The sequence below is a fragment of the Pseudomonas sp. S60 genome (genome assembly GCF_016647865.1).
Taxonomy (GTDB): Bacteria; Pseudomonadota; Gammaproteobacteria; order Pseudomonadales; family Pseudomonadaceae; genus Aquipseudomonas; species Aquipseudomonas parafulva.
Genome location: NZ_JACVVH010000012.1, coordinates 68111 through 93967, shown reverse-complemented (window position 1 = coordinate 93967; position 25857 = coordinate 68111). Strand labels below are relative to the sequence as shown.

Here is a 25857-nt window from a genome sequence, read left to right as displayed (position 1 = left end):
CAGCGGTTACTTGCTGGCCCAGGCGTTGAACCGCTCTTCCAGCTCGTAACCATGGTCTACCCAGAACGCCACGTCCATCGACAGCGCGCCCTGCAGGTTCTGCCTGGAGGTGGGCACCCACTGGGCCAGGCCCGGGTCGAGTGCAGCGGCAGCCTGGGTGTTGGTAGGCCCATAGGGGATCTGCTGCACGTAACGCACCTGCACCTCGGGCTGGTTGGCGTAGGCAATCAGCCGCTTGGCCTGGGCCACATGCTTGGAGCCCTTGATGATCGCCCAATAGTCCATGCCGTACAGGCTGCCCGGCCAGACCACCGCCAACGGCGCCCCGGCCTGCGCTGCGGCGGCAATGCGCCCGCTGTAGGTCGAGGTCATTACCACGTCCCCTGCGGTGAGCCACTGCGCCGGCTGGGCGCCCGCCTCCCACCACTGGATATAAGGCTTCAGTTCGCTGAGCTTGGCGAAGGCCCGGTCTACCCCCTGCGGGGTCGCCAGCACCTTGTAGACGTCCTCCACCTTGACCCCGTCGGCCATCAGTGCGAACTCCAGGTTGTACACCGCACGCTTACGCAGGCCGCGCTTGCCCGGGTACGTCTTCACGTCCCAGAAGTCTGCCCACGAGGTGGGCGCCTTGGCCAGCTTGTTGCGGTCGTAGGCAATGGCCACGCTCCACACCAGCGCCGCCGAGCCACAGGCCTGCGCGGCCTCGGGGATCAACTGGTCGGCGTGGCCGAGCTTGGCCCAGTCCAGCTGTTCGTACATGCCTTCATCGCAGCCGCGCATCAGGTCGGGGCCCTCGATCTGCACCACGTCCCAATCCACATGGCCGGTGTCGACCATTACCTTGATGCGGGCCATTTCCCCGTTGTACTCACTCTGGATCAGCTTGCTGTTGTCCTGCGCACTGAACGGCTGGAACACCGCCACATCCTGGGCTTTCTGGCCGGCGCCACCGTAACCGACCACCACCATGTCCGGTGCAGCCTGGGCAGTGGCCATGCCAAGGCACAGCAGCAACGCGCCAAGGCCGGGCTTTTGTGCAAACGCTTTCATCGGTGAACCCTCTTTTTGTTTTTGTGGGTGATTGAAAACTAGTCCCGCAATAGTAAAAAAACAAGTTGATTTTTTACTATGGGTACATTTTCATTGAAGAATAAAAACAAAGCCGGAGCTCAACACCATGGCGACCTTCCCGCACCTGTTCCAGCCGCTGCAGATCCGTGGCAAGCGCCTTAAAAACCGCATCATGTCCAGCGGCCACGACACTTCGATGCCCACCGACAACCTGGTGAACGACCGCCTTGTCGCCTACCACAAGGCTCGCGCCGAGGGTGGCGTCGGGCTGATCGTGCTGCAGGTGGCCGGCGTGCACGACAGCGCGCGCTACACCTCCCATGTGCTGATGGCCACCGATGACAGCTGCATCGAGGGCTACCGCCGGCTGGCCGAGGTGTGCCATGCCGAGGGCACCGTGGTGCTGTCGCAGGTGTTCCACCCCGGGCGCGAGATCATGGAGTCCGCCGACGGCCTGCTCGCCGTTGCTTACTCGGCCTCCGCCGTGCCCAACGAGCGCTTCCGGGTGATGCCACGGGCGCTGGACCAGGCCATGATCGACGAGATCGTCGCCGGTTACGCCGCCGCCGCACGCCGCCTGCACCAGGCCGGTATCGATGGCGTCGAGGTGGTGGCCAGCCACGGCTACCTGCCGGCGCAGTTCCTCAACCCGCGGGTGAACCGCCGCAGCGACGGCTACAACGGTACGCTGGAGCAGCGCCTGCGCTTTTTGCGCGAAGTGCTGGCGGCCGTGCGCGCCGCCACCGACGAGCAGTTCATCATCGGCCTGCGCATCAGCGCCGATGAACGCGATGCCGAAGGCCTTACGGAGGATGAATCGCTCACGGCCGTGGGGGCCCTGCAAGGCAGCCTCGACTACGTGCACATCGTGGCGGGCACCTCGGCGTCGCTCGGCGGCGCCGTTCATATTGTGCCGCCGATGGCCATCGAGGCAGCCTACCTGGCCCGCGAGGCAGAAACCTTCAAGTCGCGCCTGAACATTCCGCTGTTCGTGACCGGCCGCATCAACCAGCCCCAGGAAGCCGAATTGATTCTGGCGCGCGGCCAGGCCGACGTGTGCGGCATGACCCGCGCGCTGATCTGCGACCCGCTGATGCCAAACAAGGCCGACAGCGGCCGGGCTGAAGACGTGCGCGCCTGCATCGCCTGCAACCAGGCATGCATCGGGCACTTTCACCGCGGCCTGCCAATTTCCTGCATCCAGCACCCGGAAACCGGGCGCGAACAGCAATACGGCCAGTTGCCCCAAGCCGCCACGCGCAAACGCGTCATGGTGGTGGGCGGCGGCCCGGCCGGCATGAAAGCCGCTGCCGTGGCTGCGGCGCGGGGGCACCAGGTAACGCTGTACGAGGCCAGTGCCCAGCTGGGCGGCCAGGTACTGCTGGCCCAGTTGCTGCCGCGCCGCGCAGAATTTGGCGGTGCCAGCACCAACCTGCAGCGGGAGATGCAACTGGCCGGTGTCGAGGTGGTGCGCAACACCCGGGTAGACCGGGCACTGGTCGAACGTGTACGCCCGGACGCCGTGGTTGTCGCCACCGGTGCCGAGCCCTACTGGCCGCACTTCGAGCGCGCCGGCGAACTGCAAGTGGTGGACGCCTGGCAGCTGTTGCGTGACCAGGTGAAGCCCGGCCGCTCGGCACTGGTGATGGACTGGCGTTGTGACTGGATTGGCCCAGGCATCGCCGAACGGCTGGTGCGTGCCGGCCATCAGGTGCAACTGGCGGTAAACGGCACCCACTGCGGCGAGAGCCTGCCCCTGTACGTGCGTGACCAGCTGGCCGGCGAGCTGCACAAGCTGGCAATCCCCATCACTCCCTATGCCCGGCTGTACGGCTGCGACGACAACACCGTCTACCTGCAGCACACCGCCAGCGGCGAAGCGATGCTGTTCGAACACATCGACACCCTGGTGCTGTGCATGGGCCACCAGCCGGTCGATACCCTGGCCGAGCAGATTCGCGACCTAGCGCCTGTCTACCGCATCGGCGACTGCCTGGCCCCGCGCACGGCTGAAGAGGCGATCCATGAAGGTTTGAAAGTCGCCGCCGCCTTGTGAGCCTGTTTATACTCCGAGGCTTTGCAGGGTCGATCGGACATCGCCATGAGTCGCCACATCAGCAAAGCGCCACAGGCCGAGGACGGCGCCAGCGCGCCGCAGTTTCTGGGTACGCGCATCCGCGGCCTGCGCAAGCGCCGCGGCATGACCCTGGCCGAGCTGGCCGCACAAAGCGAGCTCACTGCTGGCTACATCAGCCAGCTGGAGCGCAACCTGTCGTACCCGTCCATCCCGGCGCTGTTCAACATCGCCCGCAGCCTGGGCGTGACCATCCAGTGGTTTTTCGCAAGCGAAGCCGTCACTGCGCCCGAGGATGAAGGCTACGTGGTGCGCAAGAACAGCCGGCTGAGCGTGTATTACGAAGACGGCATCGTCGACCAGTTGCTCACCCCCCAGCCCAACCGCGAGCTGGAGATGCTGCACTCACGCTTCCCGCCGGGCACCTACAGCCAGACCAGCTACAGCCATGAAGGCGAAGAAGCCGGTTACCTGCTCAGCGGCCAGTTCGAGTTGTGGGTGGGCGAGCGGCATTTTGTGCTGGAAGAAGGCGACAGTTTCAGCTTCTCCAGCCAGCAGCCGCACCGCTATGGCAACCCTGGTGAAGCTGACGCTATTGTGATTTGGGTGATTACACCGCCGACCTTCTAACGGCCTTGCCGACGATGGGGCATGGGCTACCATCGCCCTCTGGGCACTACGACCTCCCAGCGCTCACATTTGTGATACGCCCTGTACTGCTCGTCGCTATCCTCGATGAATCGCACCATCACAGCCGCAACCTCACAGCGGTCGAAACCATTTTCAGGCTTGAATGACTTGGCCGTTCGCCCCACCACGTTGCCTTGCCTATCGAGCAGTTTATAGCAGCCCGCGTCCTCCTTGAGCGTTAGGGGATCCCCTTCACGAATGCCCTTGATCGCATCATGGATTGCGGCATTGGGCAGTTGGCGACCCGCAAAGCCAAGGTCGATCTGTTTCAGCGACAGTTGCTGATAACGCAGCTCCAGTTCCGCGAGGGGTACCCCATGGAATGTCCGTTGCTGAACGTCACCCGCCAGGCTGCAACTGAATGGATTGCCATTGGCAAACTCACTTAACGTCAGGGTTTGTTCAGCGCGCGTCATGCCGACATAGTACAACCGTCGCTCATCAGCCAACGTATCGACTTGGGCGCTCCAGCCGCCATCGAGCAAAACGACATGTCTGAACTCGAGGCCTTTGGCCGAATGGACAGTACCCAGATAGAGGCCGCCCTTGGGTTGCTGGCGCAGCTCGCGGGCGTAATCGTAAAGCCAATCGACCATGGCAGCACTGCCAAGTTGGCATTCGCCCAGTTCACCTTGCATCTGCTCGAAGGCGACGCGGAAAAAGTCCATCCAATCGCCCGTTGCCAGCTGCTCGGTGCGCGCCAGGCGTGACCACGCATCAGCTGCACAACAATCCCCCTCCAAGCCCCGCAAATAGTCCATCACAACGATAAAGCCGCGCTGGCGCGTGAGAGGAAGCGTTGTATCTTTGTCGGCTGCCAGGAAATAAGGAACTTTGTGCTGTTCGCACCAGGCCTGAATTGGCCAAAGGTACCGATGCGTGCGTGCTAAAACAGCGCAACCGCTCCAAGCGCCCTGCTCTAGCTCTCGTAATCGCTCCAACTCGGCCATCACCGCCTGCGCCTGCAGGTTACCGTGCTCGCGGTCGCCAGGCTGGATCAGCAGGCGCAACACCCGCCCTTGACGCTGTTCATCCAGCTGTTCCCACACCCCGCCAGCAGGCATATCCTGCCGAGAACGGTTTATCTGTATGGGATTGGCCCCCTTCAGCCGCGCCGGGTTCTGGGCTATGAGCCCGTTGGCAGCCTCGATGATTCGCAGGGAAGAACGGTAGTTATCGACCAAAAAGCTGGTGGTTGCTTCATAGTCCTCACGGAACTTTTCGATGTATCGGTTATTGGTAGCACGCCAGGCGTAGATGTTCTGGTCATCGTCACCCACAGCGATTATGCACAAACGGCCATCCTCCTCGGCATGTCGCCCGGCCAGGGCGCTTACCAGCCGATATTGGAGGTCATCAATGTCTTGGTACTCGTCCACCAGAATGTAGCGATAACCACGCAGCAGTTGCTCGCGCAAGTCATCCTCACCCTCGATGTTGCGTTTACCTTCCAACAGCTCTACTGCATCGCTCAGCACTTGCTTCAGCGCGTGCTCCGGTACTGTTTCGCCGCGATCAAAACGTGTCCCGGTCAACCGCATGGCCATGCTGTGATAGGTCAACACGCTGACGCCGTAAGCATCACGGCCGACCAGTGCCAGCAGCCGATTACGAATCTCGTTCGCCGCATGGCGGTTAAAGGTGAGCGCCACAATGCTCGCCGCCGGTACTCGCCGCACCCGAAGCAGATAGGCGATACGGTGCACGATGACACGTGTTTTACCAGAGCCCGGCCCTGCCAGCACCAGCCTGTTAACATCATCATCGTCTGCCACTATCAGCTTTTGGGTAGTGCTCAGCGACTCGATGATTGATTTCCATGATTGCTCACTGGTCGCCAGTTTCAGCACGTCCTCGCGGCCGTTGAAGTGCCGCTTGATAAAGGCCTGCTTACTGTCGGTGAAATAATCGAGCACCAGACGTAACGCATCGGCCATTTCCGTTAAAGCCACTTCCGCATACTCGCGCATCACATGGACTTGGATGCGCTTCTCTCGGTAATGCTCATCGAGACGCAGGTAGTCTTCCTTGAGAAACGTTTTACGCTTGTCATCCTTTTCGACGTCGATGGTCATAGCCCGACGCATGACCGTCATGCCATGGTTGAGGGTCAAGATATCCTGGCGGTGCAGATAAAGTAGAACGTGCTCAATGACCTTACGGCGCCTGGCGGCCGGGATAAGATGTGGCAGCTCCAGATCGTTTTCGATCACCTGAAGCAGCTCGCCAAAACTTGTCTCGACGAGCAGATCTGCGCCACGCATGCCGGGGGGCAACTTGCCTACCAACAGGTTTAGAAACTTGCTGGCCAATGTACGCCTCACGTCCCCAAACCCTACGATCCTCGCCCATGGGTGACCGCCTTTGATGCGCAGCTTGAGGTAATCGCGATTGAGTTGGCGGAGCTCGAAGCTGCTGCGCTGCTGATCATCCGCATCGTGGTCCTGGGCAAGGCTGCGCAACAGCCGTAACACATGCAGCGGCAGCAGGTCTTCCAGCGCAGTTGTCGCCTTGAGTTCAGCGGTGAGTGCCGGCAAATTCAGGTCCTGCCAGCCACCTTGCTCGGCGTCTGGCGCCATCTCTGGCAAACACTGCAGCAGCGCCCTCTCCAATTCGAGCGTGTTTCGCAGGCGCTGACTTGATGCACCTGCTATGCCATGGCGCACATACAGTGTTATTTGAGAATCGTTGACCAGCAGCCCCATTTCCTCGAGCTGCTTGAGGGCGGTGGCGACTTCTTCAGACTCCAGGCTGGTCAATTTCATCAACTGATCAGTATTCACTCGCTCGTCGGCATCAGCGGAGTACAGGAAACGCAGGATCGCCCTGAACTCCTCCAGCCGCCTCAGAGGCAAGTTCGCCTTCAGCAAACGTTTCTCGGCCTCGTCTTCACTGACATCCAGCCGCGCAGGGAATATCTGCGTATGGTTTTCTTCACGCTTGAGATAGTCGCCACGCTCAAGCCAGGCCACCGCCGTCACGACCTTGGTTTCGGCATCGCGCTCATCGGCAGAAAAACTCGTTTCTACCTCATCATCCAGCAGGATCTCACCGGCGGTGATGACCAACTTGCCGCCCTTGCGTCGGTTACTTTCAATGCGCAACTTGCGCAGTATTTGCTGTATATCACGGATGCTGAGCTTGGCGCGTTCGCTCATCCCAAACTGAGTTTCAATGTCTTGCGGGTCGTACAGCAGCACACAACGTGCGTCCCCTTGGTCACGGCCAGCCCTGCCCGCCTCCTGCAGGTAGTTTTCCAGCGAGCCGGGGATGTCAGCATGCACGACAAGGCGGATATCGGCTTTGTCCACGCCCATACCGAAGGCATTGGTGGCAACGATGATTCTCAGTTGCCCTGCCTTGAAATCATCCTGGATATCGGTCTTTGTATTCGGCTCGAGGCCCGCATGGAAATGCTTGCACGACCAGCCTTGGCCGATTAAAAAGTCGGACAGCTCTTCAGCACTTTTACGGCTGGAAACGAAGACTACGGCGCCCCCATCTTGCGCATCAAGATGTTCGCGCAGTAGCCCGTCGGTGCGTGCCCACTTCTCTGCTTTGGTGCAGGGCAGTACGTCAAAATGCAGGTTCGTTCGCTCGTGGCCGCCAGGGAAAATCTTGAACTCGATGCCTAAACTTTCATGGAAGTGGCTTTGGATATCCGCCAGCACGTCAGGCTTTGCCGTCGCGGTGAAGCAACCGATCTGCGCGAGGGGTTGATCACCTGTGTATTCACGTATAAAGCGTGACACATAGAGATAGTCGGGGCGGAAGTCGCTCCCCCACTTCGACAGGCAGTGTGCCTCATCAAAAATCCAGGCCCCGACCTGCCGCTGACGGATCGCGCGCCGGAACGCCTTATTGCGAAACTGTTCCGGAGATACCAGCAGAATGCCGACATCGCCCATTTGAGTCTTCTCAAGTACGTCAGCGCGCTCAGGCAGGGTGAGCAGGCCGTTGAGGGCAGCAGCGCACTGGACGTTGCGCTCTATTAACCCGTCCACCTGGTCCTTCATCAGGGATTGCAGCGGTGAAATGATAACCGTCAGACTGCCGTTACGATGAAACCGATTCAACGCCGGCAATTGGTAACACAGTGACTTGCCCCCACCGGTGGCCAGAATGGCCAGTACATGCTGCCCACGCATGCCGGCTAGAACGATATCGTGCTGAAGACTCTCGCCCGGCCGTTCGTACCGAAAATCCGGGAAGCCGAAATAGCGCCTCAGCTCATGACGCGGATCATGCGTCGTCTGGCAATACTGACAGTCTTCCCGCTCACACGGTACATCCCTCAGTTCGAAGATCAGTCGACCCGCCTCTGGAAACTGATGGCGAACCCAAGGCGCTAACACTGAATTCCCGCCTGAAACCCGGAGCCAGGCCAGCGCATAGGCCAGTGGCCAGTGCAAGTGGGCTTGCTGCAGATCGTCTTCTAGAAGCTGTTCCAGCCGCGCTCGACATACCTTCAAATCGCGCGATTGAGAGGGGTCCGCTTCGTGAAGTACAAGTGAAAGCTGTACACGAAGCTCGGCTAACCCCAGCGGCGCTTGCCCGGTAAAGGAAGCGAACAAAGCCCCCAGTTCGGTTGTTGCGTCGGGTGCCAACAACGCTTGGTAGCAAAGCAGCTCAGCCTTGCTATTCTCGCTCAATTGGGCAAAAGCCTGCCGCTGGTCCTGAAAAAGAACCAGCGTGGAGCGGCAGTCCGACAACGGCGAGTTGAGGCTATCGCGGACCAGCTTGTAATCCTTGATAAGCCGGTGGTAAGGGTTTTGCGGGAACGCCAGCGGCGATAGACGCAAGGTGTCTATCACCGGCAGATTGTGCAAGGCCATACCAGGCGAGAGTTCGCGCAAGAGGGGTAGATCATGTTCAACGACATTGTGCCCTAGAACGTAACCAGCCCCTGCGGACAACGCGTCCACCTGTAGCAGCGCTGCGGCCGGGCTGGTGGAAACCTTCAGTTCCAGTTCCGCGGCGGTGTCAGGCCGGAGCGCCCCGACCATCGTTATGCGAGCAGGCTGATGGTTTTTGGGCGGAACCACCTCAAGGTCCAGTAACAGGGCCTTGGGCTGAGATAATGACGACATCGAACGAGCATTCCCTGCTTGATTATTCCGGCGATCATCGCTGAGCCGGAGAGCTTTGATGATTGATCACGGCAATCATGCCATTATTTTTGATCCCAGTAGCAATCAAAGGCGCGCTACCAACCTGGCAGAAACCAACGCCTTCGCCCCGTGAAACTGCTGAGTCGCATGAGCCCATTACAGAGCAGGGAGAGAGTGAGGAATACCAACACGGATTTGCTCCGAACAGTCGGTGTGCCATGGCTTGGGCGGTGGTTTGAATACACAATGTTCAAGCCTCCCAGCCACCGAGAAATGAGGTTGTTGGCAGCAAGCATCCAGCCGGCGAGAAAAATCAGAATTTAGCCCTTCCTTGTAGGGCATTTCCCAAAGATACTCCCCTACCCTGTTATTCGTTGCGATCCTTTTTTCGCCGTTTTAGTCTCGGCTCGTCGTTGCACATCAACGACCGGCTTTGACAGGCCGCGACGATACACAGCGCACACCCTTTCATGGCGGTTGTGCATGGGGCACGCTTGCGTGCGCCGGTTTCTGTGTTCGCCGGTCTGTCAACCCATGCACAGCTGCCACCTTTCCGTTTGACAGCGGGTTGGCGGTGGCCCCACCGAGAACACAGTCCGATGCTTAAAATCGTCCCTGATCCGCCCACTACGCCCCAGTCGCTCGAAGATACTTTGATCCAAGCTACTGATTTCGCACTTTGCGCCTCGACCGTTGTGCAGCAGGCAATGATGCTGCAACCCAAGTCACCTGCCTCCATCTTGATGATGGCGTCAATGCATGAACTTGAAACGCTCCGAGCATTGCTCGAGGCTGCATTGATTCAGGTCCAGGTGCCATCCGAGCCGAGATCCTGGCATTAACGATTTCTTTGTCTGACGCCTGGGCTTGTCGCCCGCCAGGGTAGCCAGTACCAGGCGCGGAGTGCTTCGGAGAGCGACCACAGTGCCCATAGAAGAAAACAAATTCACCGTTGGTAAAACCACCTTCTACCAAGGCTCAAACCAAACTCACCCTCTATTTCGTATCGAGCCTGGCATTCCTTGCCAAAGCGCACGCGAGCAAGCCTCGGAGCTTATGGGCTACGCGAGGGACATGACGTTGGATGGCTTGATGGAAAACAAGCCCCAGCTGATATGGGCGTCGCACTATCTGTGCGCGTTGGCCAAGGCGCTGCTGGATGATGCCGAGCTGGGGATGATGCGCTGAGTTGGACTCAGCGAGCTTATGGCCTTCAAGACCCGTCATTGCCGGTTTTGAAGGCTGACCGTTTTGCACACCTCGTAAGGTAAGCGACGCTCTAGGGTCAGATCTTCGCCTCCTGATAAGGTCGACATTTCTTGAACCATATGCGCAACTTTGCACCGCCGAAAGACCACAAAGCGGTGCCGGCCATTTCACTCCCGCAAACGCACGACCCAGCAAACGCCCGCATTGACTCGATACCTAGTGCTATCCTCTTTCACCGGATTCTTAGCACTCCAAACCAAGTACCGCATCAGCACACTAGTTGCTGCCAATGGCCGACCTCTAAACAGGCTTCACCCGGTACCTTGAACAACGGCGCCCGTGCCACAACCGCATTACAGAGATCCAGGATGTCCCTTCTCCCGCTCTCCTTCCACGCACTGCCTGATCATTGCAAAGCTGTGCTCTACGTGCTGGTAACGTCGTTCCCTGGCAAGGGCAAGACCGCGCTGATCAAGCTACTGCGGGCCATGGAGATCCGTGACGATAACGGCAGGCTGCTAGACGCCAGCAACTTGCCCGCCTTGCTGGAGCGGTTGCAAAGCCTGGGCTGGGTGGAAGTAGAACAGCGCAACGAAGGGACGTATTTTTGCGTGACGGCACAGTGCCGTAGCAAGGTACTCCTCAGCTTGCTGGGCACAGCCGAGGGGACCCTGCGCTTGCATCAGATCCAAGCCAGTTTGCCTGAACTCGGGCAATGGCAAACGCCTGGCAAACCCCGCGTACTGCAAGAACTCTGGCTACGCCTGCTGAGCGGTGACAGCCAGCGGCTGCCCGAGTCGCTGTACCTGCTGTACAGGCTGTGCCCCGTGAGCGAGTGGCATGCGCAGCACCCTATGCAACTGCTGCAGTACGATGCCACCGGGCGGGAAGTGATCGGGCAACTGGACGAGACCGTACGCCGGCTGCTGATCGAGGATCACCTGCGCCTGAACAACGACCTGCTAGGGCCGGCAGCCGAGAGTTATGCATTGGCCAAGCAGGAGATGGCGCTCAGGCCTGGCCCCTCATTGTGCCTGCAACTGATCCAACAGGCGCTTTGGCGTGGCGACTGGGTGGTGCTGCAAGACCATGGCCAGCAAGCGCTGCCCATGACCACCCAGTGCCTGCAGACGATGCTGCGCGGCCAGCCCAACGAGACCCTGCAATTGCTGCGGGCGTGGCTGACCGATCAGCGCAAACAGACCAAAAAGCGCAAAATTGACCTGCCGCCGTTACTCAATGCGCTGTACTGCCTGGCGCTGATCGCTGAAAACGACAGCCAGCACTCTGCTGCGCTCAAACAGGCACTGGTTTTAGGTACCAAGGAAAACTACGGCAGCGCGTATTCCGCGCTGTATCAGGTGTTCGAGCAACTGCAAGGCAACACGCCGGACGTGTCGTACCTGCGGGCAACCACGCTCAATGGCCTGGATGGGCTGATGCTCGCTTTGGCGCTGTACTGGCTGGATGCCCCACTGGCACGTGGGCCCGATTGGCGCGCGAAGCTGGAACGTTACCGAGGCGTACTCGATCAACAGGGTTACAACTGGCTGGCAGCAGAAATCGACGCCTTGGTCGCTGTGCAATTCGGGGTGCCCCGTCAGCTTCATGACCTGCACCGTGATGCCGGCTTTAAACCACTGGCTGCGCTGCTGCAGCGCCAGGAAGCCTGGCAGCACGCCCTTAGCGCTCTGAGCCAGCTGAAACCGGCCAATGCACCAGTGGCCACGGCTGGCAAGAAGACTGCCCGCCTGGTGTGGTTGTTGAGCCTTGATCGCTACGGCAACCAGCTTGAGCCGCGCGAGCAGAAACTGGGTGCCAAGGGGCAATGGAGCAAGGGCCGCCCTGTGGCGCTCAAACGCCTGATGGATGAGGGCGACAGCCTGGGTTTTCTGTGCGAGCAAGACCGCCAGGTCATCAGCGTTATCCAGGCCAGCCAGCCGTACTATTCCCATGTCGAGTACGAATTACCCCTTGGCAGGGCCCTGCCAAGGCTGGTGGGGCACCCGGCGTTGTTCTGGCAACATGCCCCTGACATACGTATTGATCTTCAGGCAGGCGAAGCCAGCCTGCACCTTCAAGCCGAGGACGGGCAGATCCATGTGCGTCTCGAGCCGCAGGGTATCGCTACTGCCGACACCTTCTACCTCCATCAGCAAACACCGACCCGTTTGCAGATTTATTCGGTCAACAGCGATCTGCGCCAGATCGCCAAGATCCTTGGCGACGGCCTGCGTGTACCGCAATCGGGCAAGGCGCAACTGCTCGAAGCCGTCAGCGCCATCGCGCCGCTGCTCCCCATCCATTCGGACCTGCCCGAGCTCTCGGTAAACCTTGAACACGAGCCTGCCGATACGCGCCTGTATGCGCACTTGCTGCCACTGGCCGAGGGTTTGCGCTTGCAGCTGCTGGTACGCCCTTTGGCCGAGAGCAGCTGGTTTCGCCCGGGCCAGGGCGCGCAGAACCTGCTTGGCGAGCGCGACGGCAAACCCTTGCAGGTGTGCCGCGACCTGGCGGGCGAACGCCAGGCACTGCAACAGGTGCTGCATGCCTGCCCCGGCCTGGCCAACGCCAACAGCGATGGCCAGGAGTGGCAACTGGACCAGCCTCAGGATGCATTGCAGGTACTCGGCGAACTGCAAGCATTGGACGGCAACTTGCTGCACTGCGTGTGGCCAGAGGGCGAGCGCCTGCGCATCAAGGGCCGCTTGAACCTCGACGCGCTGAAGCTGGGCGTGCGCAAACAGAGTGACTGGTTCATCCTGCAAGGCGAGATCGCACTCGATGACGGCAAAGTGCTGCAACTGCGCCAGCTTCTGGACCTGCTCAAGGCCAGCCCCGGGCGCTTCCTGAAGCTCGACCAACGGGACTGGCTGGCACTCGACAAGCGTTTGCGCACCCGCCTTGAGGAGCTGGCGTATCTGGCTGATCGGGTCACGGACCGAGGCCTTCGCCTGAGCCCGCTGACTACCCCGTTGCTGGCCGGGCTTGTTGACGAAGTCAGCGAGTTCAAGGCCGATAAAAGCTGGCAGGCGCACCTCGAAAAACTGCAGACGATGCGCGGCTATCAGCCCCAGCTCCCCCGTACCCTGCAGGCCGACCTGCGCGCCTATCAGCATGAGGGCTTCACCTGGTTGGCACGCCTGGCTCAATGGGGCGTCGGTGCCTGCCTGGCCGATGACATGGGCCTGGGCAAGACGGTGCAACTGCTGGCCCTGCTGTTGCAGCGCGCCGCCGGTGGCCCGCAACTGGTGGTGGCACCGACCTCGGTCACCCTCAACTGGCAGGCTGAGAGCCGGCGTTTCGCGCCGCAACTGAAACTGCATCTGTATCAGCAAACCCGCCATTTGGCAGGCCTTGGCCCCGGTGACCTGGTGATTACCAGCTACGGGTTGCTGCAACAGGACAGCGCAGCGTTCGCCGCCTGCCACTGGCACAGCGTTGTGCTGGACGAGGCCCAGGCCATCAAGAATGCCCAGACCAAACGCTCTCAAGCGGTGATGGCCTTGCAGGCCGGTTTCCGCGTGGTGGCCACTGGCACCCCACTGGAAAACCACTTGGGCGAGTTGTGGAACCTGTTCCGCTTCATCAACCCAGGGCTGCTCGGCAGCCAGGACCACTTCAACAGCCGCTTCGCCGCCCCCATCGAGCAGGGCGACACAGCAGCCCGACGCGCTCTGAAAGCCCTCATCCAGCCCTTCATTCTGCGCCGTCTGAAAAGCCAGGTGCTTGATGAGCTGCCCGCACGCACGGAGATCACCTACAAAGTACCGCTTTCCGATGAAGAAACTCACCTCTACGAAGCCCTTCGCCAGCAGGCGGTGAACAACGTTTCTGATCTGGCCCCCGGGGCAGGCAGATCATTCCAGATTCTGACGGAGATCACCCGCCTGCGACGGTTCTGCTGCCACCCGGCCCTAGTGACTCCCGGCTCGACCCTGCCGGGCAGCAAGTTTCAGGCTGTTACTGCGCTCATCGAAGAGCTGTTGGACAATGGCCACAAGGCCTTGATTTTCAGCCAGTACGTCGATCACCTGAGTATCGTACGTACCTGGCTTGAGCAAAAAGGCATCGCCTTCCACTACCTCGATGGCAGCGTGCCCGCCAAGGAACGGGAAAGCCGCGTCAATGCCTTCCAGGCTGGCGCGGGTGAAGTCTTCCTCATTAGCCTGAAAGCTGGCGGTAGCGGCCTGAACCTCACCGCCGCCGACTATGTGATCCACCTCGACCCGTGGTGGAACCCGGCAGTGGAGGACCAGGCCAGTGACCGTGCCTACCGCATCGGCCAGCAGCGGCCGGTGACTGTTTACCGGCTGGTAGCCGAGAACACCATCGAGGAGCAGATCGTCGCCCTGCATGCTCGCAAACGAGACCTGGCTGACAGCCTGCTGGAGGGTGGCGAAGTGAGTGCCAAGCTGGATGCCGATGCCCTGCTGGCGCTGCTTGCGGGGTCGCCGGGGTGATTGTTAGGGCGTAGGGCCAGCTCGGCTGGCAATCAGGGCGGTGCGACCTAACCGGCACATCCCCTCCAACTGGAAAGTGAAGAAAAAATCGGCATAATCGCTAAATCTCAAGATTTTGTGCGTCCAGTCAAGAAAATATTGACGCTCGCCCTCGAACGGAAGGAAAGGTACATGCGAGCAGCCGGTTATTCACTGCTACACGAAAGGCTGCGGTTGGACGTTGTTGCACTCAACCGCCCTGCAAGCGTTCAACCGGTCACACGGATTGAAGTAATCGGCAATACGCTCGCTGTGCCGCAGCGGCTGGCGCCTGCGGAAGACGACCTCATAGGGCATGTGCTTTTTGCACTCAAGCACGAGGGTATCAACCTCTCGATTCTCGCCCAAGCCCTGCCTCGGATCGGTATCGAGCATTTCGTGGCAGCGCTTGTGGCGGCCCCAAACGGTGTGTACATCCGCAAAGCCTGCTACCTCAGAGAAGCGTTCACCGGTGAAGAGATCATGCAGCCTTCGCCGGTGCGCGGGGTATTCGTCCCGTTGTTCGATACACAGCGATACATTACTCAGCCGGGTGAACGAAACTCCAAATGGCGGGTAGAGTTCAACGGGCTGGGAGATCTGTCGTACTGCGCCACTGTCGAGCTAACCCCTGAGATATCTACGCTTCTGGCACACGATATTCTAGGCAGAGCCAAGGCATTCATCGAATCGTTGCCACCGATGATGATGGACCGAGCTATCAACTGGGCATACCTCCATGAAACCCAAGACTCGTTCGCTATCGAAAAAGAAGCGCCAACCGAAGACAAAGCTCGCCGGTTCATCCGGTTGTTGCGCCAGGCTCACGAACGCCAACCGTTGACCGAGGACTACCTGGTCAACCTGCAGAACGCCACTGTGACGAACCCGCTGGACCTGGCAGTGGCGTTCAGGCATGAGCAGAATCACCTGAGTAATGGGATGCATGGCGCTGCAGGCGTTACATACGTGCCCCCGCCTCCCGAGTTGTGCCGGGAGCTGATGGAAAGCCTGATGCGGTTTGCCAACAAGGCGCCAACTCATGTTGACCCGCTGGTGGTTGCCGGGATCGTCTCTTTCGGCTTCGTCTTCCTTCACCCATTCATGGATGGCAACGGTCGCTTGTCGCGGTTCTTGATTCACCAGGCTTTCTGCCAGTCCGGGGCGCTGGATGACGGCCTTCTTCTACCTGTGTCTGTCGCCATGAAACGAGAAGAACGTACGTACCTGACCACACTCCAAGCCTTTTCCAGGCCGGTGCGGGAGTTTTGGCGCGTGAGCTGGATTGACCACGAGCAGTTCAGCTTTGAGTTCACAGGGGCTGATGCCGTGTACCGGTTCTGGGATGCGACCCCTGGCGTGTTGTTCACGTGCCTGATGGCCAAGCGCGCCTTGGAAAATGAACTGCGTGATGAAACAGCCTTCCTGGAAAACTATGATGCTGTCTACAAGGCGGTAGACGACCGGTTCGATGTTCGCGGCAGCGACTTGGCTAACTTGGTGATGATGTGCCTGAGCAATGGTGGCGTGGTATCCAACAATCGGCGCAAGCAATACCTTTACCGGGTTCCCGAGGCGGTATTCGATTTTCTGGAGCAGACAGCGCAACTGGTGCTTGCTCGCGACCCTAACGATGCCGAACGGCTTCGATGACTCGCCTGCCCTACCCAATGCCGACGGCGGGCGTCACTTCTGCATAACCGGATTGCCTTGCGATGACCCTGTTCTACCTGAAACTCATCGTCACCCCGCTGCTGATGTGGGCCATCTCCCTCGCGTCGCGGCGCTGGGGCGGCTTGTTGGGCGGGCTGCTGTCCGGGTTACCGATCACCTCGGCACTGGTGATGACTTTTTTGTGCCTGGAACAAGGCACAGCATTCGCCCTCGGGGCCGTGCCTGGCGCGCTGGGCGGGCTGGCGGCGGTGCAGGCAACCTATGCCTTCTACCTGTTCGCCACGCGCAGGCTAGGCGTGGGGGCTGCCGTGGGGCTGGCGATACTGTTCTATGGCGTGGCTGCCTACGCCTTTACCCATTGGGGCAGTTTGTACCTGTCGATTGGCGTGGCGCTGGTGCTGATTGCCGTGTTGATAAACGCCAGCGGGCGCGAGCCCAAGCCAGAGGTCATGGCCTTGTCTCGGCAGCGGTATTGGGAGATTCCCCTGCGCATGGTGTCGGCCACGTCCCTGCTGATGGTTACCACCAGCCTGGCCAACTGGCTGGGCCCGGCGACCAGCGGGATGCTGGCGCCGATACCGGTGATTGCCTGGCCGTTGGTGGTGTTCGCACATGTGCAAAACGGGCGCGCCGGCATGGCCGCGATGGTGCGTGGGAATGCGATTGGGGCGGTGGGGGTGATTGCGTTTTATCTGGTGTTGGCGGGTGTGCTGCAGGCGTGGGGCGTGGGGCTTGCGGTCAGCCTGGCCATGGGGTGTGCCGTGATGCTGACCGTGGGGCTGGCGGCGGTGTTACGGCGCAGGTGAACGAGCGCGCGCTTGCATTGGGTCATCCCCGTCTGGCCGGCCCTGCGTCACAGACGCCGGGTTAACTCAAATACAACAGGCAACATCAATGCTTAATATTCGATTATGGAATTTATAAATCGATAATTAATATTATGAGTTATATGAAAGATCCGTAGTATTGGCACTGTCTTCACGCCGCTCCCAAGGATTTCTCATGAGCCCCACTGCCACCGTTATCGACCTAACGCTGCACCGCAAACGCAAGCTGGCCCAACAGCACGGGCGTCTGCTCTGGGCGATGTATGCACAACAGTGCGGCTTCAGCGCCCAGCCTGTGGCTAGCAGCATCCACACCAAAGCCCCGCGCCAGGCTTGAGCCATGTACACCCCCAGTTCTTTTGTGGCGAGCCCAGCTGAAAACCCGGTTGCGCTGGCGGAAATCGCAAGCCCCGACGATGACGGCATCGGCCAACGAGTGGCCAACAACCTGCAACGCCTGCGGGCCAAGCGGCAATTGTCACTGGACGCCCTGGCCCGTGCCAGCGGGGTGAGCCGGGCGATGCTGGCGCAAATAGAATCGGGCCGCAGCGTGCCGTCGATCCGCGTCTTGTGCAAGATTGCCCACGGCCTGAAGGTTTCGGTGGCGGCGTTTCTTGAGCAGCGCGAATGCGAAGGCGTGACAGTGCTACCAGCGCGGCAAAGCAAGCGTCTGGTGAGCGCCAGCGGTGCGTTTGTGAGCCGCGCACTATACCCCTACGACACCCGCCCTCAGGCAGAATTCTACGAGTTGCGGGTCGGCCCGCTGGGGGAAGAACAGTCTGGCGGCCATGGGCCGGGCGTGCGTGAAAACCTGGTGGTGGCGCAAGGTGCGCTGGAGGTCAGCGTGAACGAAGAGCGGTTTCTACTCTCCACCGGCGACTCCATCATCTTCTATGCGGACCAGCCCCACTGCTACCGAAACCCGGTGGACAGTGAGGCGGTGGCCTATCTGGTGGTTATCCACCCAGAATGCCGCGACTAATCGCCGGGGCGCAGTTACATCAACAGGTGCAGCACATCATCGGCATGCCGTTGCAGCTCATCATCATCGGCAGGCTGCAATCGTTCATCATCTTCATCATCAGCATGCAGCAGTTGTTCATCATTTCCATGCTCATGCCTGCCATTGGCATCATCTTGCAGGTGATGCTATCGCCCACCAGCGTGCATTCCATCATGCACTTCATCATCGGCATCATCGACATGCCGCCCATCACGCCCATCATCGGCATCATCATGCCCATGGCGGGCTGGGACATGCCCATCATCGACAGGTTGCCGCACTGCATCATCATCGGCATGCCGCAGTTCATCATCATCTGCATCATTTCGGCCGTGTTGCGGAACATCGCCATGTCCATGCCGGCAGCAGGCTTCATGGTGCACATCATGCCATCGTCCGCCATCTGGCAGGTCATGGTGGCCATCATCATCGGCATGCCCATCATTGGCATCATCGGCATGTTGGCGCTCATCGGCATTTGCATCTGCATTGCGTTCATCATGGTGAAAATCCTCTTCAATTCGACGATAGGGTGTGAAGTTGATGCGCCGATTCTAGGGCCAGCGTGGACCGCGGCAAGATGACAGGCCAACAGCGGACAATTTCGCCGCAACAGATGTTTGGATGGATTAGCCGCACGCACATACGCTTCAGCAAGAAAACCGCTGTGATGGCAGATTTAGCCTCTTGGACTGCAAGGGAGCAGTCGTCATCCATATAACCAATCATTCTGTGCTCATAACCCAGGTGAATATTTGATCTAAGCCCGGCACAAAAAACACCTGCCTGGTTTGTGTACCGGCGCTTCACCCCGCCATCGATCACCGCTACCCTTGGCCACCGGCCAGCGCCGACAGATAACCCGCTTTTGGAAACTACTGACACGATGGACAATTCTTCGACTCAAGCCGTGCATGGCAGCAAGGACAGCGGCGGGCGCGTACAGGTCATTGACCGCTCTATCGTGCTGCTGCGCACACTCGCAAGCCTGAAGCATGGCGCCAGCGCACTGGACCTGGCGCGGCAGACCGGTATCGAACGCTCCACCATCCATCGGCTGCTCAAGACCCTTCATTACTGGGGCCTTATCCAGTCCCGTGGCGCCACCTACCACATCGGGCCTGAAAGCCTGATTTACTCCGCCGCCTACCTGAACCGCCTTAACCTGCGCCGCCTTGCGTTGCCCTACGCCATCGAATTGCAGCGGGTGATTGGCGAGCGGCCGGCGATCGTCTCGCTGTCAGTACCCGTGGGCGACCAGGTGGTGCTGATTGAACGCATGTGGACCCCGACCACGCCACTGAACGTCATCGTCGACCTGGCCGACCAGTTCCCTATCGAAGGCAGCCCCAGCGGCCGGGCGGTACTTGCCACGTACAGCGAGGCCACCGCGTTGGCAGTGCTGGGCGAAGCGCGTTACGCCAATGCACTGCCAGCACTGGAACGTATACGCAGCAACCAGGGTTTTGCGTTTGGCCATGGCGAATTCAAGCCGGGGTTGTCGTCGGTGGCGTTCCCGATCTGCGTCGACACCGGCCAGGCGCTGGGCGCGGTGGTGGTAGCGGGGTTGGGTATGGAAGAAGAAACCGACCCTGGCTCGCCACTGGCGGCCCATGTACGGCGGGCATGCGAGGGCATTGCAGCGCAGTTGGAGAACACCTAGCCCACAGGGAACCAGGCCGCTGAAGCGCCCCTGGCTGCAGCCCCGTACGCACGGGGCCGCTCAACGGTAAAGAGCATGCCCGGCCATTTAGCCAGCCACTGGCCCGAGCAGTTCCAACAAGCGCTTTTTCTGCACTTTTCCGTAATGCGAGCGGGGCAGCTCATCGATGAACCACACTTTGCGGGGCACCTTGTAGCGCGACAGCAGCCCGCGGCAATGTTGCGCAAGCGCATCTGCCGTCGCCACCTGCCCGGCCTCCAGCACCACCACCGCACACACCTGCTCGCCCCACTCCACATCCGCCAGGCCGAATACATGGGCTTCGCGCACGGCGCCGTGGCTGAGCAGCGCCTGCTCCACTTCCCCGGGCTGCACCGACTTGCCGCCGCTGCGAATGATGTCTTTGCAGCGCCCTAGTACCTCAAGCTGGCCATCGGCACGAAGACGGCCCAGATCGCCACTGCGCAGCCAACCGCTCACCATCACCTCACCGGTCAGGCCAGGCTGCTGCCAGTAACCCGCCATGACGTGCGGCCCGGCCAGGAGGATCTCGCCAATGCCATTGGCGTCGGGGCTGTGTATACGCATTGCGGTGGCGAACAATGGCCGCCCTACCACGCCTTCTGCGCTTTCGCCGGCATGCCGCAGTGCTGCCATTTGTGCCGCTGGCAGGTAGCAGCTCCAAGGTGCTTCGGTCATGCCATAGAGCACGGCGATGCGCCCGTCGAACAGGCTGAAGGCGCCCTCCAGCACTTCGCCGGTGAGGGCCGCTGCGCCGATATCCAGGCTTTTGAAATACGGCAGCTGCGCCGCTGCAGTGCCACTCTCGCGCAGCAGGCGCAACAACTGGGTGGGCACCAGTGAGCTGTAGGCGACACGCCATTGTGCAAGTTGCCCCAGGAAGGCCTTACTGTCGAAGCGCCCGCCCAGCACCACCTGGCCGCCGCCGAGCAGGTGGGCCAGCACCGCCACCGCCGCTATCGGCCACAGTGGCCGCACGTTAAGCAGCACATCGCCCGGCACCGCGCCGCGGGCCATGACGATGTTCTGCAGCACCGCGCAGAGGCTGTCGTGACGGTGCATGACTGCCTTGGGTACGCCAGTGGTGCCGCCGGTGTAGTTCAGCGAGGCCAGCGCCTGCGCAGGCTGCGCCACGCGCGCGGGCAACTGCGTGCCAGGTGCTTCAGTGAGGGCTTCCAGCGCGCGGCAACGAATACCTTCGCCAGCCAGGCCGGCGGCAACATCGGCGTATTGCGCAGAGAACAGCAACAATGCCACGCCGGCATCGCGCAACTGCGCCAGCAATTCGGCCTGTGACAATGCCGGGTCCAGTGGCACCCGCACGCGGCCGCTGGCCATGCAGCCATAGTCGGCGATCAAATAGTCGATTCCGGCATCGGCCAGCAGCGCCACCCGTTCGCCTTCACCCACGCCCGACCGCTCCAGCGCCTGGCCGAAGGCGGTCAGTGCCTGGTCCAGTTGCAGGAAGGTCAAGCGGCGACCCAGGCCAGGGTCGCTGAGTGCCGGGGCATCCGGCCATTTGCGGGCGGCCTGGTCCAGCAGAGTACTGATATCCATTGTTCACCACCCGCTCAGGACGATACGGCCGCTGACCTGGCGCGACTCCAGCAGCGCATGGGCCTCGCTCACCTGGGGGAACGGCAGCACGCGGTCGATCAGCGGCCTCACCTGGCCGCCATGGATCAGCGCCAAGGCCGTGCGCAATTGCTCCAGGGTCGCACTGCCCGAGCCCTGTACCTTCAGCCGGCGGCCGATCAAAAGCCCCGGGTTCACCGCCACGCTGCCAGGCTGTACATTACCCAGCACCACCACACGGCCGCCGAGGGCCATGCTGCGCAGGGTGTCTTCCAGGGTATGGCCGAGGTTTTCCATGGCCACATCGACGCCACGCTTGCCCGTGAGTTTCCACACCTCGGCGCTGTAGCCGGCACTGGCCACCACCACGTCATGGGCCCCCAGTTGGTGAAGCAAATCACGCTTGTCGGCGCTGCCGGTGACCGCGATCACCCGCGCGCCTAAGGCACGCGCCAATTGGATCTGATGGGCACCGAGGCCGCCACTGGCGCCGTTGACCAGCACCGTTTCGCCGGGCTGCAGGCCGCCTTCACCGTACAAGGCACGCACGCTGGTAGCGATCGGGCAGGACGCCAGGGCCGCCAGGCTGTAGTCCAGGCCATCGGGCAACTCCACCGCCGAGATCGCCGGGACCCGCAGGTACTCGGCGTAGGCGCCCTCGGTGTCGACCGACGGCAGACCCAGCGCCCGGCACAGGTCCTGGCGCCCGCGCAGGCAATCGCGGCACTGGCCACAGAAGCGTCGCTGATACACCACCACCCGTGCGCCCACCTTCAATTGCGCCACCCCCGCGCCCACTTCGACCACTTCGCCGGCCACCTCATGGCCGAGCACCACGCCGGTATGCGCCCCCGGCAGGTGCCCGGCGCGATGCAGCAGGTCGTGGTGGCAGACGCCTGCGGCATGCACGCGAACCAGTACCTCACCCGGGCCGGCCGTCGGCGTGGGTACGTCCTGCACCTGCAGTTGCTCCGGCCCGCCGAAGGCTTTTAATACTATCGCTTTCATTTTTTATAACCATTTTCGATCTGCTAAGAAGATGTTCATATAACAAACATATTGTTTGCTATGTGGACATCAATTAAGTTTTCCTCACTTTGACGCCAACCTGCAAGAGGCAAAGCGTCTTTCTTTCCTTTGAGCGAATGCCTAGCAATGACAGTCGACTATCAGCACCAAGGTGAAGGGGTTGTGCAGATAACCCTCAACCGCCCTCATCGCCTCAACGCCTTGGACGGCCAGACGAAGCGTGAGCTGGCCGTAGCCTGGGCCCGCGCCGCTGGCGATGAACGGGTGCGCGCCATTGTTCTGCGCGGCGCCGGCGAGCGGGCGTTCTGCGCAGGCTCCGACCTGAAAGAAATCGAAGCCACCGGCGAAGCTGTTGCCAGCGATCTGCTGGCCCGCGCCCTGCCGGGCGTTGGTGTGGAACTGAACAAACCGGTGGTGGCGGCGTTGCACGGCCACACGCTTGGCCTGGGTATCAGCCTGGCGATCCATTGCGATTTCCGTATCGCCCGCAGCGACACCCGGTTCAGCTTCCCGGAAGTGCGCCACGGCATGCTTTCGGGCTTCAGTGCCATTACCCTGCCGACCCTGGTCGGCGAGGCCGCGGCACTGGACATCATGCTCAGCGCCCGCAGTTTCGATGCAGAAGAAGCGCTGCGCCTAGGCCTGGTAAACCGTATCGCCGAAGACCCGCATGCCGCAGCCGTGGAACTGGCGGCGCAACTGGCCGGGCATTCAGCCAAGGCCATGGCATGGACCAAGACCTTGCTGCTGGCGCAACGCAAGCGCCACCTTACAGCGCACATGGCCCTGGTCGACCAGGCCCGCCAGGACGTCATGCGTTACCGATAACCAGAAACTGCCAACACCTCATCGCCTCGCCAGTACTGTCAGGAACTCCCACCACCAGGAATGGAAAGCGGCACCTTACCGGAGCCTCACCATGTCTCGCCCCAACATTTTCCAGCCCAGGCTCAACCTGCTGACCGCAGGCATCCTCGGGTTGTGCGTCACCCCACTAGCCTCGGCCGCCGATACCCCAGGCAACGAAGCTGCCCTGCAAACCGTGGTGGTCACCGGCGCTCGCGACAGCGGGCGTACCGTGGCCAACAGCCTGGCACCGATCGACGTGATAAGCGCCGAGGACCTGGCCCGCTCCGGCAAGCAGAACCTGCGCGACGCCCTGGCCGCCGCCGTGCCCTCCTACACCAACGCCGCCGGCTTTACCGGCGGCACCGGTTTGTCGGTGAAGTCGGCGACCCTGCGGGGCCTTGGCGGTAACCACGTGCTGATACTGGTAAACGGCAAGCGCCGGCACAACACCTCGCTGATTTTCGTGCAGACCGCCGCCACCGCGAGCGGCCAGTCGCCGGCCGACCTCGACCTGATCCCGGTCAGTGCCGTGGACCACGTCGAGGTGCTGCGCGACGGCGCCGCTGCCCAGTATGGTTCGGACGCCATCGCCGGGGTGATCAACATCATCCTCAAGAACAACAGCTCCGGCGGTAGCGCCAGCGCACTGTATGGCCAGTACGAAAACCGTGTGGGCGGCAAAGGCAACTTCGGCGCCCGTGGCCAGGGCCAGGTCAACCAGGGCTTTGAACTGCCCAATGACGGTTTTTTCAGCCTGAGCGCCGATATCGGCATCCAGGAAAGCTCCAACGTTGCAGGTGCAGTGCCGGCCCGTACCCGCATCTATTTCCCGGTCAACGGTGGCGCCGACCCGCGTGAGAACGGCGAAAGCCGCTACCGCCAGCAGTTGGGCCAGCCACGCTCACAAACCTACAATTTTGGCTACAACGCCGAACTGCCGCTGACCGACACCGTGAGCCTGTATTCCTTCTCTACCCTCAGCCACCGCAACTCCACCAGCTGGGGCACCTACCGCACGGCCAACTCGCCGCAGAATATCGTAGCGGTCTACCCAGACGGTTTCTCGCCGCGCTTCGTGGTGGAAGAAGACGACTTCCAGGCTGTGATCGGCCTGCGCAACGAAGACGTCGCCGGCTGGAAGCTCGACCTCAGCACCAGCTACGGCCGCAACGACGCCAACACCCGCAACGAGAAGTCGCTCAACCCCTCCCTTGGCCCGACCAGCCCCCGCAACATGGACGGCGGCCACCTGATCGCCAGCCAGTGGACCAACAACCTGGACCTTACCCGCGCCTTCGACACCGGCCTGTTCGCCAAGCCACTAAACGTGTCCACCGGTGTAGAGTTCCGCCGTGACGGCTTCGAGATCGAGGAAGGCGAGTACGCCTCCTATGCCGACGGCGGCTACGTGTTCCCCGCCGGCCACCCGCTTGCTGGCCAGCGCCCAAACCCTGGCGCACCGGGCCTGGTGGGTTTCACCCCAGCGGATGCGCACAATTATTCGCGCACCAATACGGCTGGCTACATCGACCTCAGCCAGAGCCTCACCGACCAGTGGGACGTCAGCCTGGCCGGGCGCTTCGAGCACTACAGCGACTTTGGCGACACCGGCAGCGGCAAACTCTCCACGCGTTACGCCTTCACGCCAGCGTTTGCCGTGCGCGGCACGGTCAGCAATGGCTTCCGTGCGCCGTCGCTGCAACAGCAATACTATTCATCGTCGCTTACGGCGTGGCGCACTAGCCCGCTGAACGGGGTACTGGAACAGGCCACCACCCGTTATGTGACGGTGGATGACGCAGCCGGGCAGGCCCTGGGCGCCCGGCAGCTAAAGCCGGAAAAATCACTGAACTACAGCCTCGGTTTCGTGGCCACGCCCACCGAAAACCTCAACGTCACCGTCGACCTGTATCAGATCGACATCAAGGACCGCATCCTGCAGACCAGCAACCTGCAGGGCACCGCCGTGTCCAACCTTCTCGCCGCCAACGGCCTGGACCCGAACCAGATCGTCTCCTACTTCGGCAACCTGGCCGACACCCGTACCCGCGGCATCGACCTGGTGGCCGACTACCGCTACGACCTCGGTGAATACGGCAAGACCAAATGGACCCTGCTGAGCAACCAGAGCCTGCAGACCATCGAGAAGATCAAGGAGCCTGACGCCCTCGCCGGCACCGGCGTCAGCGCCGTGGGCCGCGACCGGCAGGGCAACCTGACCAGCGCCTACCCGAAGAACGTCACTTCGCTGACCGCCGCCTGGCAACTGGGCGACTTCGACGTGACGCTCAAGGGCACCCGCTACTCGAAGGTCACCGGGCGCAACCAGATTGCCGCCAGCCGCGACGAGGAAATCCGCCCGGCGTTCATCACCGACCTGAGCCTGGGCTACTGGCTCAGCGATGCGGTGAAAATTACCGTCGGCGGCGAGAACATTTTCGACCGCCGCCCACAGCAGCTCAACGCCGAAGCCAAGCGCTACTACTTCTTCCCCACGGACGACCCGACCTACAGCTGGTACTCGCCCTACGGGCTGGAAGGTGCGTACTTCTTCGGCAAAGTCGACGTGAGCTGGTAACC

At 61.2% G+C, this 25857-nt stretch carries 17 protein-coding genes; 12 read left to right on the top strand and 5 right to left on the bottom strand.

Going from position 1 to position 25857, the window contains the following annotated elements; genetic code table 11:
• Positions 1-6: 6 nt before the first annotated feature.
• A complete protein-coding gene (locus IAE33_RS08400; protein ID WP_201163135.1) occupies positions 7-1050 on the bottom strand; it encodes an ABC transporter substrate-binding protein in 1044 nt (347 codons plus the stop codon).
• A gap of 127 nt (positions 1051-1177) precedes the next feature.
• Here IAE33_RS08400 and IAE33_RS08395 point away from each other — a divergent pair, with 127 nt between their 5' ends.
• Entirely contained in the window at positions 1178-3127 is a 1950-nt protein-coding gene (locus tag IAE33_RS08395; RefSeq protein WP_201163134.1) for an oxidoreductase, read from the top strand.
• A gap of 45 nt (positions 3128-3172) precedes the next feature.
• A complete protein-coding gene (locus tag IAE33_RS08390) occupies positions 3173-3775 on the top strand; it encodes a cupin domain-containing protein (protein ID WP_201163133.1) in 603 nt (200 codons plus the stop codon).
• Positions 3776-3801: 26 nt separating this feature from the next.
• Here the strand turns inward: IAE33_RS08390 and IAE33_RS08385 are convergent, their stop codons facing one another.
• Positions 3802-8925, bottom strand: coding sequence for a RecQ family ATP-dependent DNA helicase (locus IAE33_RS08385; protein ID WP_201163132.1), 5124 nt, complete (start codon positions 8923-8925; stop codon positions 3802-3804).
• Between the two features lie 620 nt (positions 8926-9545).
• Here IAE33_RS08385 and IAE33_RS24540 point away from each other — a divergent pair.
• The 7 genes from IAE33_RS24540 to IAE33_RS08355 all read left to right on the top strand — a co-directional run bounded on the left by IAE33_RS24540 (position 9546) and on the right by IAE33_RS08355 (position 18119).
• The gene (locus IAE33_RS24540; RefSeq protein WP_201218824.1) at positions 9546-9788 is read left to right on the top strand and encodes a hypothetical protein; all 243 of its coding nucleotides are present in this window, start codon (positions 9546-9548) and stop codon (positions 9786-9788) included.
• Between the two features lie 82 nt (positions 9789-9870).
• A complete protein-coding gene (locus IAE33_RS08380; RefSeq protein ID WP_201163131.1) occupies positions 9871-10134 on the top strand; it encodes a DUF3077 domain-containing protein in 264 nt (87 codons plus the stop codon).
• Positions 10135-10523: 389 nt separating this feature from the next.
• Positions 10524-14618: a DEAD/DEAH box helicase gene (locus IAE33_RS08375; RefSeq protein WP_201163130.1), complete on the top strand. Its 4095-nt coding sequence runs from the start codon at positions 10524-10526 to the stop codon at positions 14616-14618.
• 171 nt (positions 14619-14789) lie between these two features.
• Positions 14790-16289: a Fic family protein gene (locus IAE33_RS08370; protein WP_201163129.1), complete on the top strand. Its 1500-nt coding sequence runs from the start codon at positions 14790-14792 to the stop codon at positions 16287-16289.
• 62 nt (positions 16290-16351) lie between these two features.
• The gene (locus tag IAE33_RS08365) at positions 16352-17116 is read left to right on the top strand and encodes a hypothetical protein (protein ID WP_201163128.1); all 765 of its coding nucleotides are present in this window, start codon (positions 16352-16354) and stop codon (positions 17114-17116) included.
• A gap of 196 nt (positions 17117-17312) precedes the next feature.
• Entirely contained in the window at positions 17313-17474 is a 162-nt protein-coding gene (locus IAE33_RS08360; protein WP_201163127.1) for a hypothetical protein, read from the top strand.
• Between the two features lie 3 nt (positions 17475-17477).
• Positions 17478-18119 (top strand): helix-turn-helix domain-containing protein, encoded by a 642-nt coding sequence (locus tag IAE33_RS08355; protein ID WP_201163126.1) that lies wholly within the window; start codon positions 17478-17480, stop codon positions 18117-18119.
• A 19-nt stretch (positions 18120-18138) separates the two neighbouring features.
• Here the strand turns inward: IAE33_RS08355 and IAE33_RS08350 are convergent, their stop codons facing one another.
• Entirely contained in the window at positions 18139-18642 is a 504-nt protein-coding gene (locus tag IAE33_RS08350; protein WP_201163125.1) for a hypothetical protein, read from the bottom strand.
• Positions 18643-19026: 384 nt separating this feature from the next.
• Between IAE33_RS08350 and IAE33_RS08345 the strand changes: the two genes are divergently transcribed.
• The gene (locus tag IAE33_RS08345) at positions 19027-19803 is read left to right on the top strand and encodes an IclR family transcriptional regulator (RefSeq protein ID WP_201163124.1); all 777 of its coding nucleotides are present in this window, start codon (positions 19027-19029) and stop codon (positions 19801-19803) included.
• A gap of 87 nt (positions 19804-19890) precedes the next feature.
• Here the strand turns inward: IAE33_RS08345 and IAE33_RS08340 are convergent, their stop codons facing one another.
• Together IAE33_RS08340 and IAE33_RS08335 are read right to left on the bottom strand one after the other, a co-directional pair.
• Entirely contained in the window at positions 19891-21381 is a 1491-nt protein-coding gene (locus IAE33_RS08340; RefSeq protein ID WP_201163123.1) for a class I adenylate-forming enzyme family protein, read from the bottom strand.
• Between the two features lie 3 nt (positions 21382-21384).
• A complete protein-coding gene (locus tag IAE33_RS08335) occupies positions 21385-22407 on the bottom strand; it encodes an alcohol dehydrogenase catalytic domain-containing protein (protein ID WP_201163122.1) in 1023 nt (340 codons plus the stop codon).
• A 147-nt stretch (positions 22408-22554) separates the two neighbouring features.
• Between IAE33_RS08335 and IAE33_RS08330 the strand changes: the two genes are divergently transcribed.
• Together IAE33_RS08330 and IAE33_RS08325 are read left to right on the top strand one after the other, a co-directional pair.
• The gene (locus IAE33_RS08330; RefSeq protein WP_201163121.1) at positions 22555-23256 is read left to right on the top strand and encodes an enoyl-CoA hydratase/isomerase family protein; all 702 of its coding nucleotides are present in this window, start codon (positions 22555-22557) and stop codon (positions 23254-23256) included.
• 91 nt (positions 23257-23347) lie between these two features.
• On the top strand, positions 23348-25855 hold the full coding sequence (locus tag IAE33_RS08325; RefSeq protein WP_201163120.1) for a TonB-dependent receptor plug domain-containing protein: 2508 nt from the start codon (positions 23348-23350) through the stop codon (positions 25853-25855).
• Positions 25856-25857 lie beyond the last annotated feature (2 nt).

Coding starts and splice junctions, on each gene's coding strand:
- IAE33_RS08400 (WP_201163135.1), bottom strand. CDS start 1,050: ATGAAAGCGTTTGCACAAAAGCCCGGCCTTGGCGCGTTGCTGCTGTGC.
- IAE33_RS08395 (WP_201163134.1), top strand. CDS start 1,178: ATGGCGACCTTCCCGCACCTGTTCCAGCCGCTGCAGATCCGTGGCAAG.
- IAE33_RS08390 (WP_201163133.1), top strand. CDS start 3,173: ATGAGTCGCCACATCAGCAAAGCGCCACAGGCCGAGGACGGCGCCAGC.
- IAE33_RS08385 (WP_201163132.1), bottom strand. CDS start 8,925: ATGTCGTCATTATCTCAGCCCAAGGCCCTGTTACTGGACCTTGAGGTG.
- IAE33_RS24540 (WP_201218824.1), top strand. CDS start 9,546: ATGCTTAAAATCGTCCCTGATCCGCCCACTACGCCCCAGTCGCTCGAA.
- IAE33_RS08375 (WP_201163130.1), top strand. CDS start 10,524: ATGTCCCTTCTCCCGCTCTCCTTCCACGCACTGCCTGATCATTGCAAA.
- IAE33_RS08370 (WP_201163129.1), top strand. CDS start 14,790: ATGCGAGCAGCCGGTTATTCACTGCTACACGAAAGGCTGCGGTTGGAC.
- IAE33_RS08365 (WP_201163128.1), top strand. CDS start 16,352: ATGACCCTGTTCTACCTGAAACTCATCGTCACCCCGCTGCTGATGTGG.
- IAE33_RS08360 (WP_201163127.1), top strand. CDS start 17,313: ATGAGCCCCACTGCCACCGTTATCGACCTAACGCTGCACCGCAAACGC.
- IAE33_RS08355 (WP_201163126.1), top strand. CDS start 17,478: ATGTACACCCCCAGTTCTTTTGTGGCGAGCCCAGCTGAAAACCCGGTT.
- IAE33_RS08350 (WP_201163125.1), bottom strand. CDS start 18,642: ATGATGAACGCAATGCAGATGCAAATGCCGATGAGCGCCAACATGCCG.
- IAE33_RS08345 (WP_201163124.1), top strand. CDS start 19,027: ATGGACAATTCTTCGACTCAAGCCGTGCATGGCAGCAAGGACAGCGGC.
- IAE33_RS08340 (WP_201163123.1), bottom strand. CDS start 21,381: ATGGATATCAGTACTCTGCTGGACCAGGCCGCCCGCAAATGGCCGGAT.
- IAE33_RS08335 (WP_201163122.1), bottom strand. CDS start 22,407: ATGAAAGCGATAGTATTAAAAGCCTTCGGCGGGCCGGAGCAACTGCAG.
- IAE33_RS08330 (WP_201163121.1), top strand. CDS start 22,555: ATGACAGTCGACTATCAGCACCAAGGTGAAGGGGTTGTGCAGATAACC.
- IAE33_RS08325 (WP_201163120.1), top strand. CDS start 23,348: ATGTCTCGCCCCAACATTTTCCAGCCCAGGCTCAACCTGCTGACCGCA.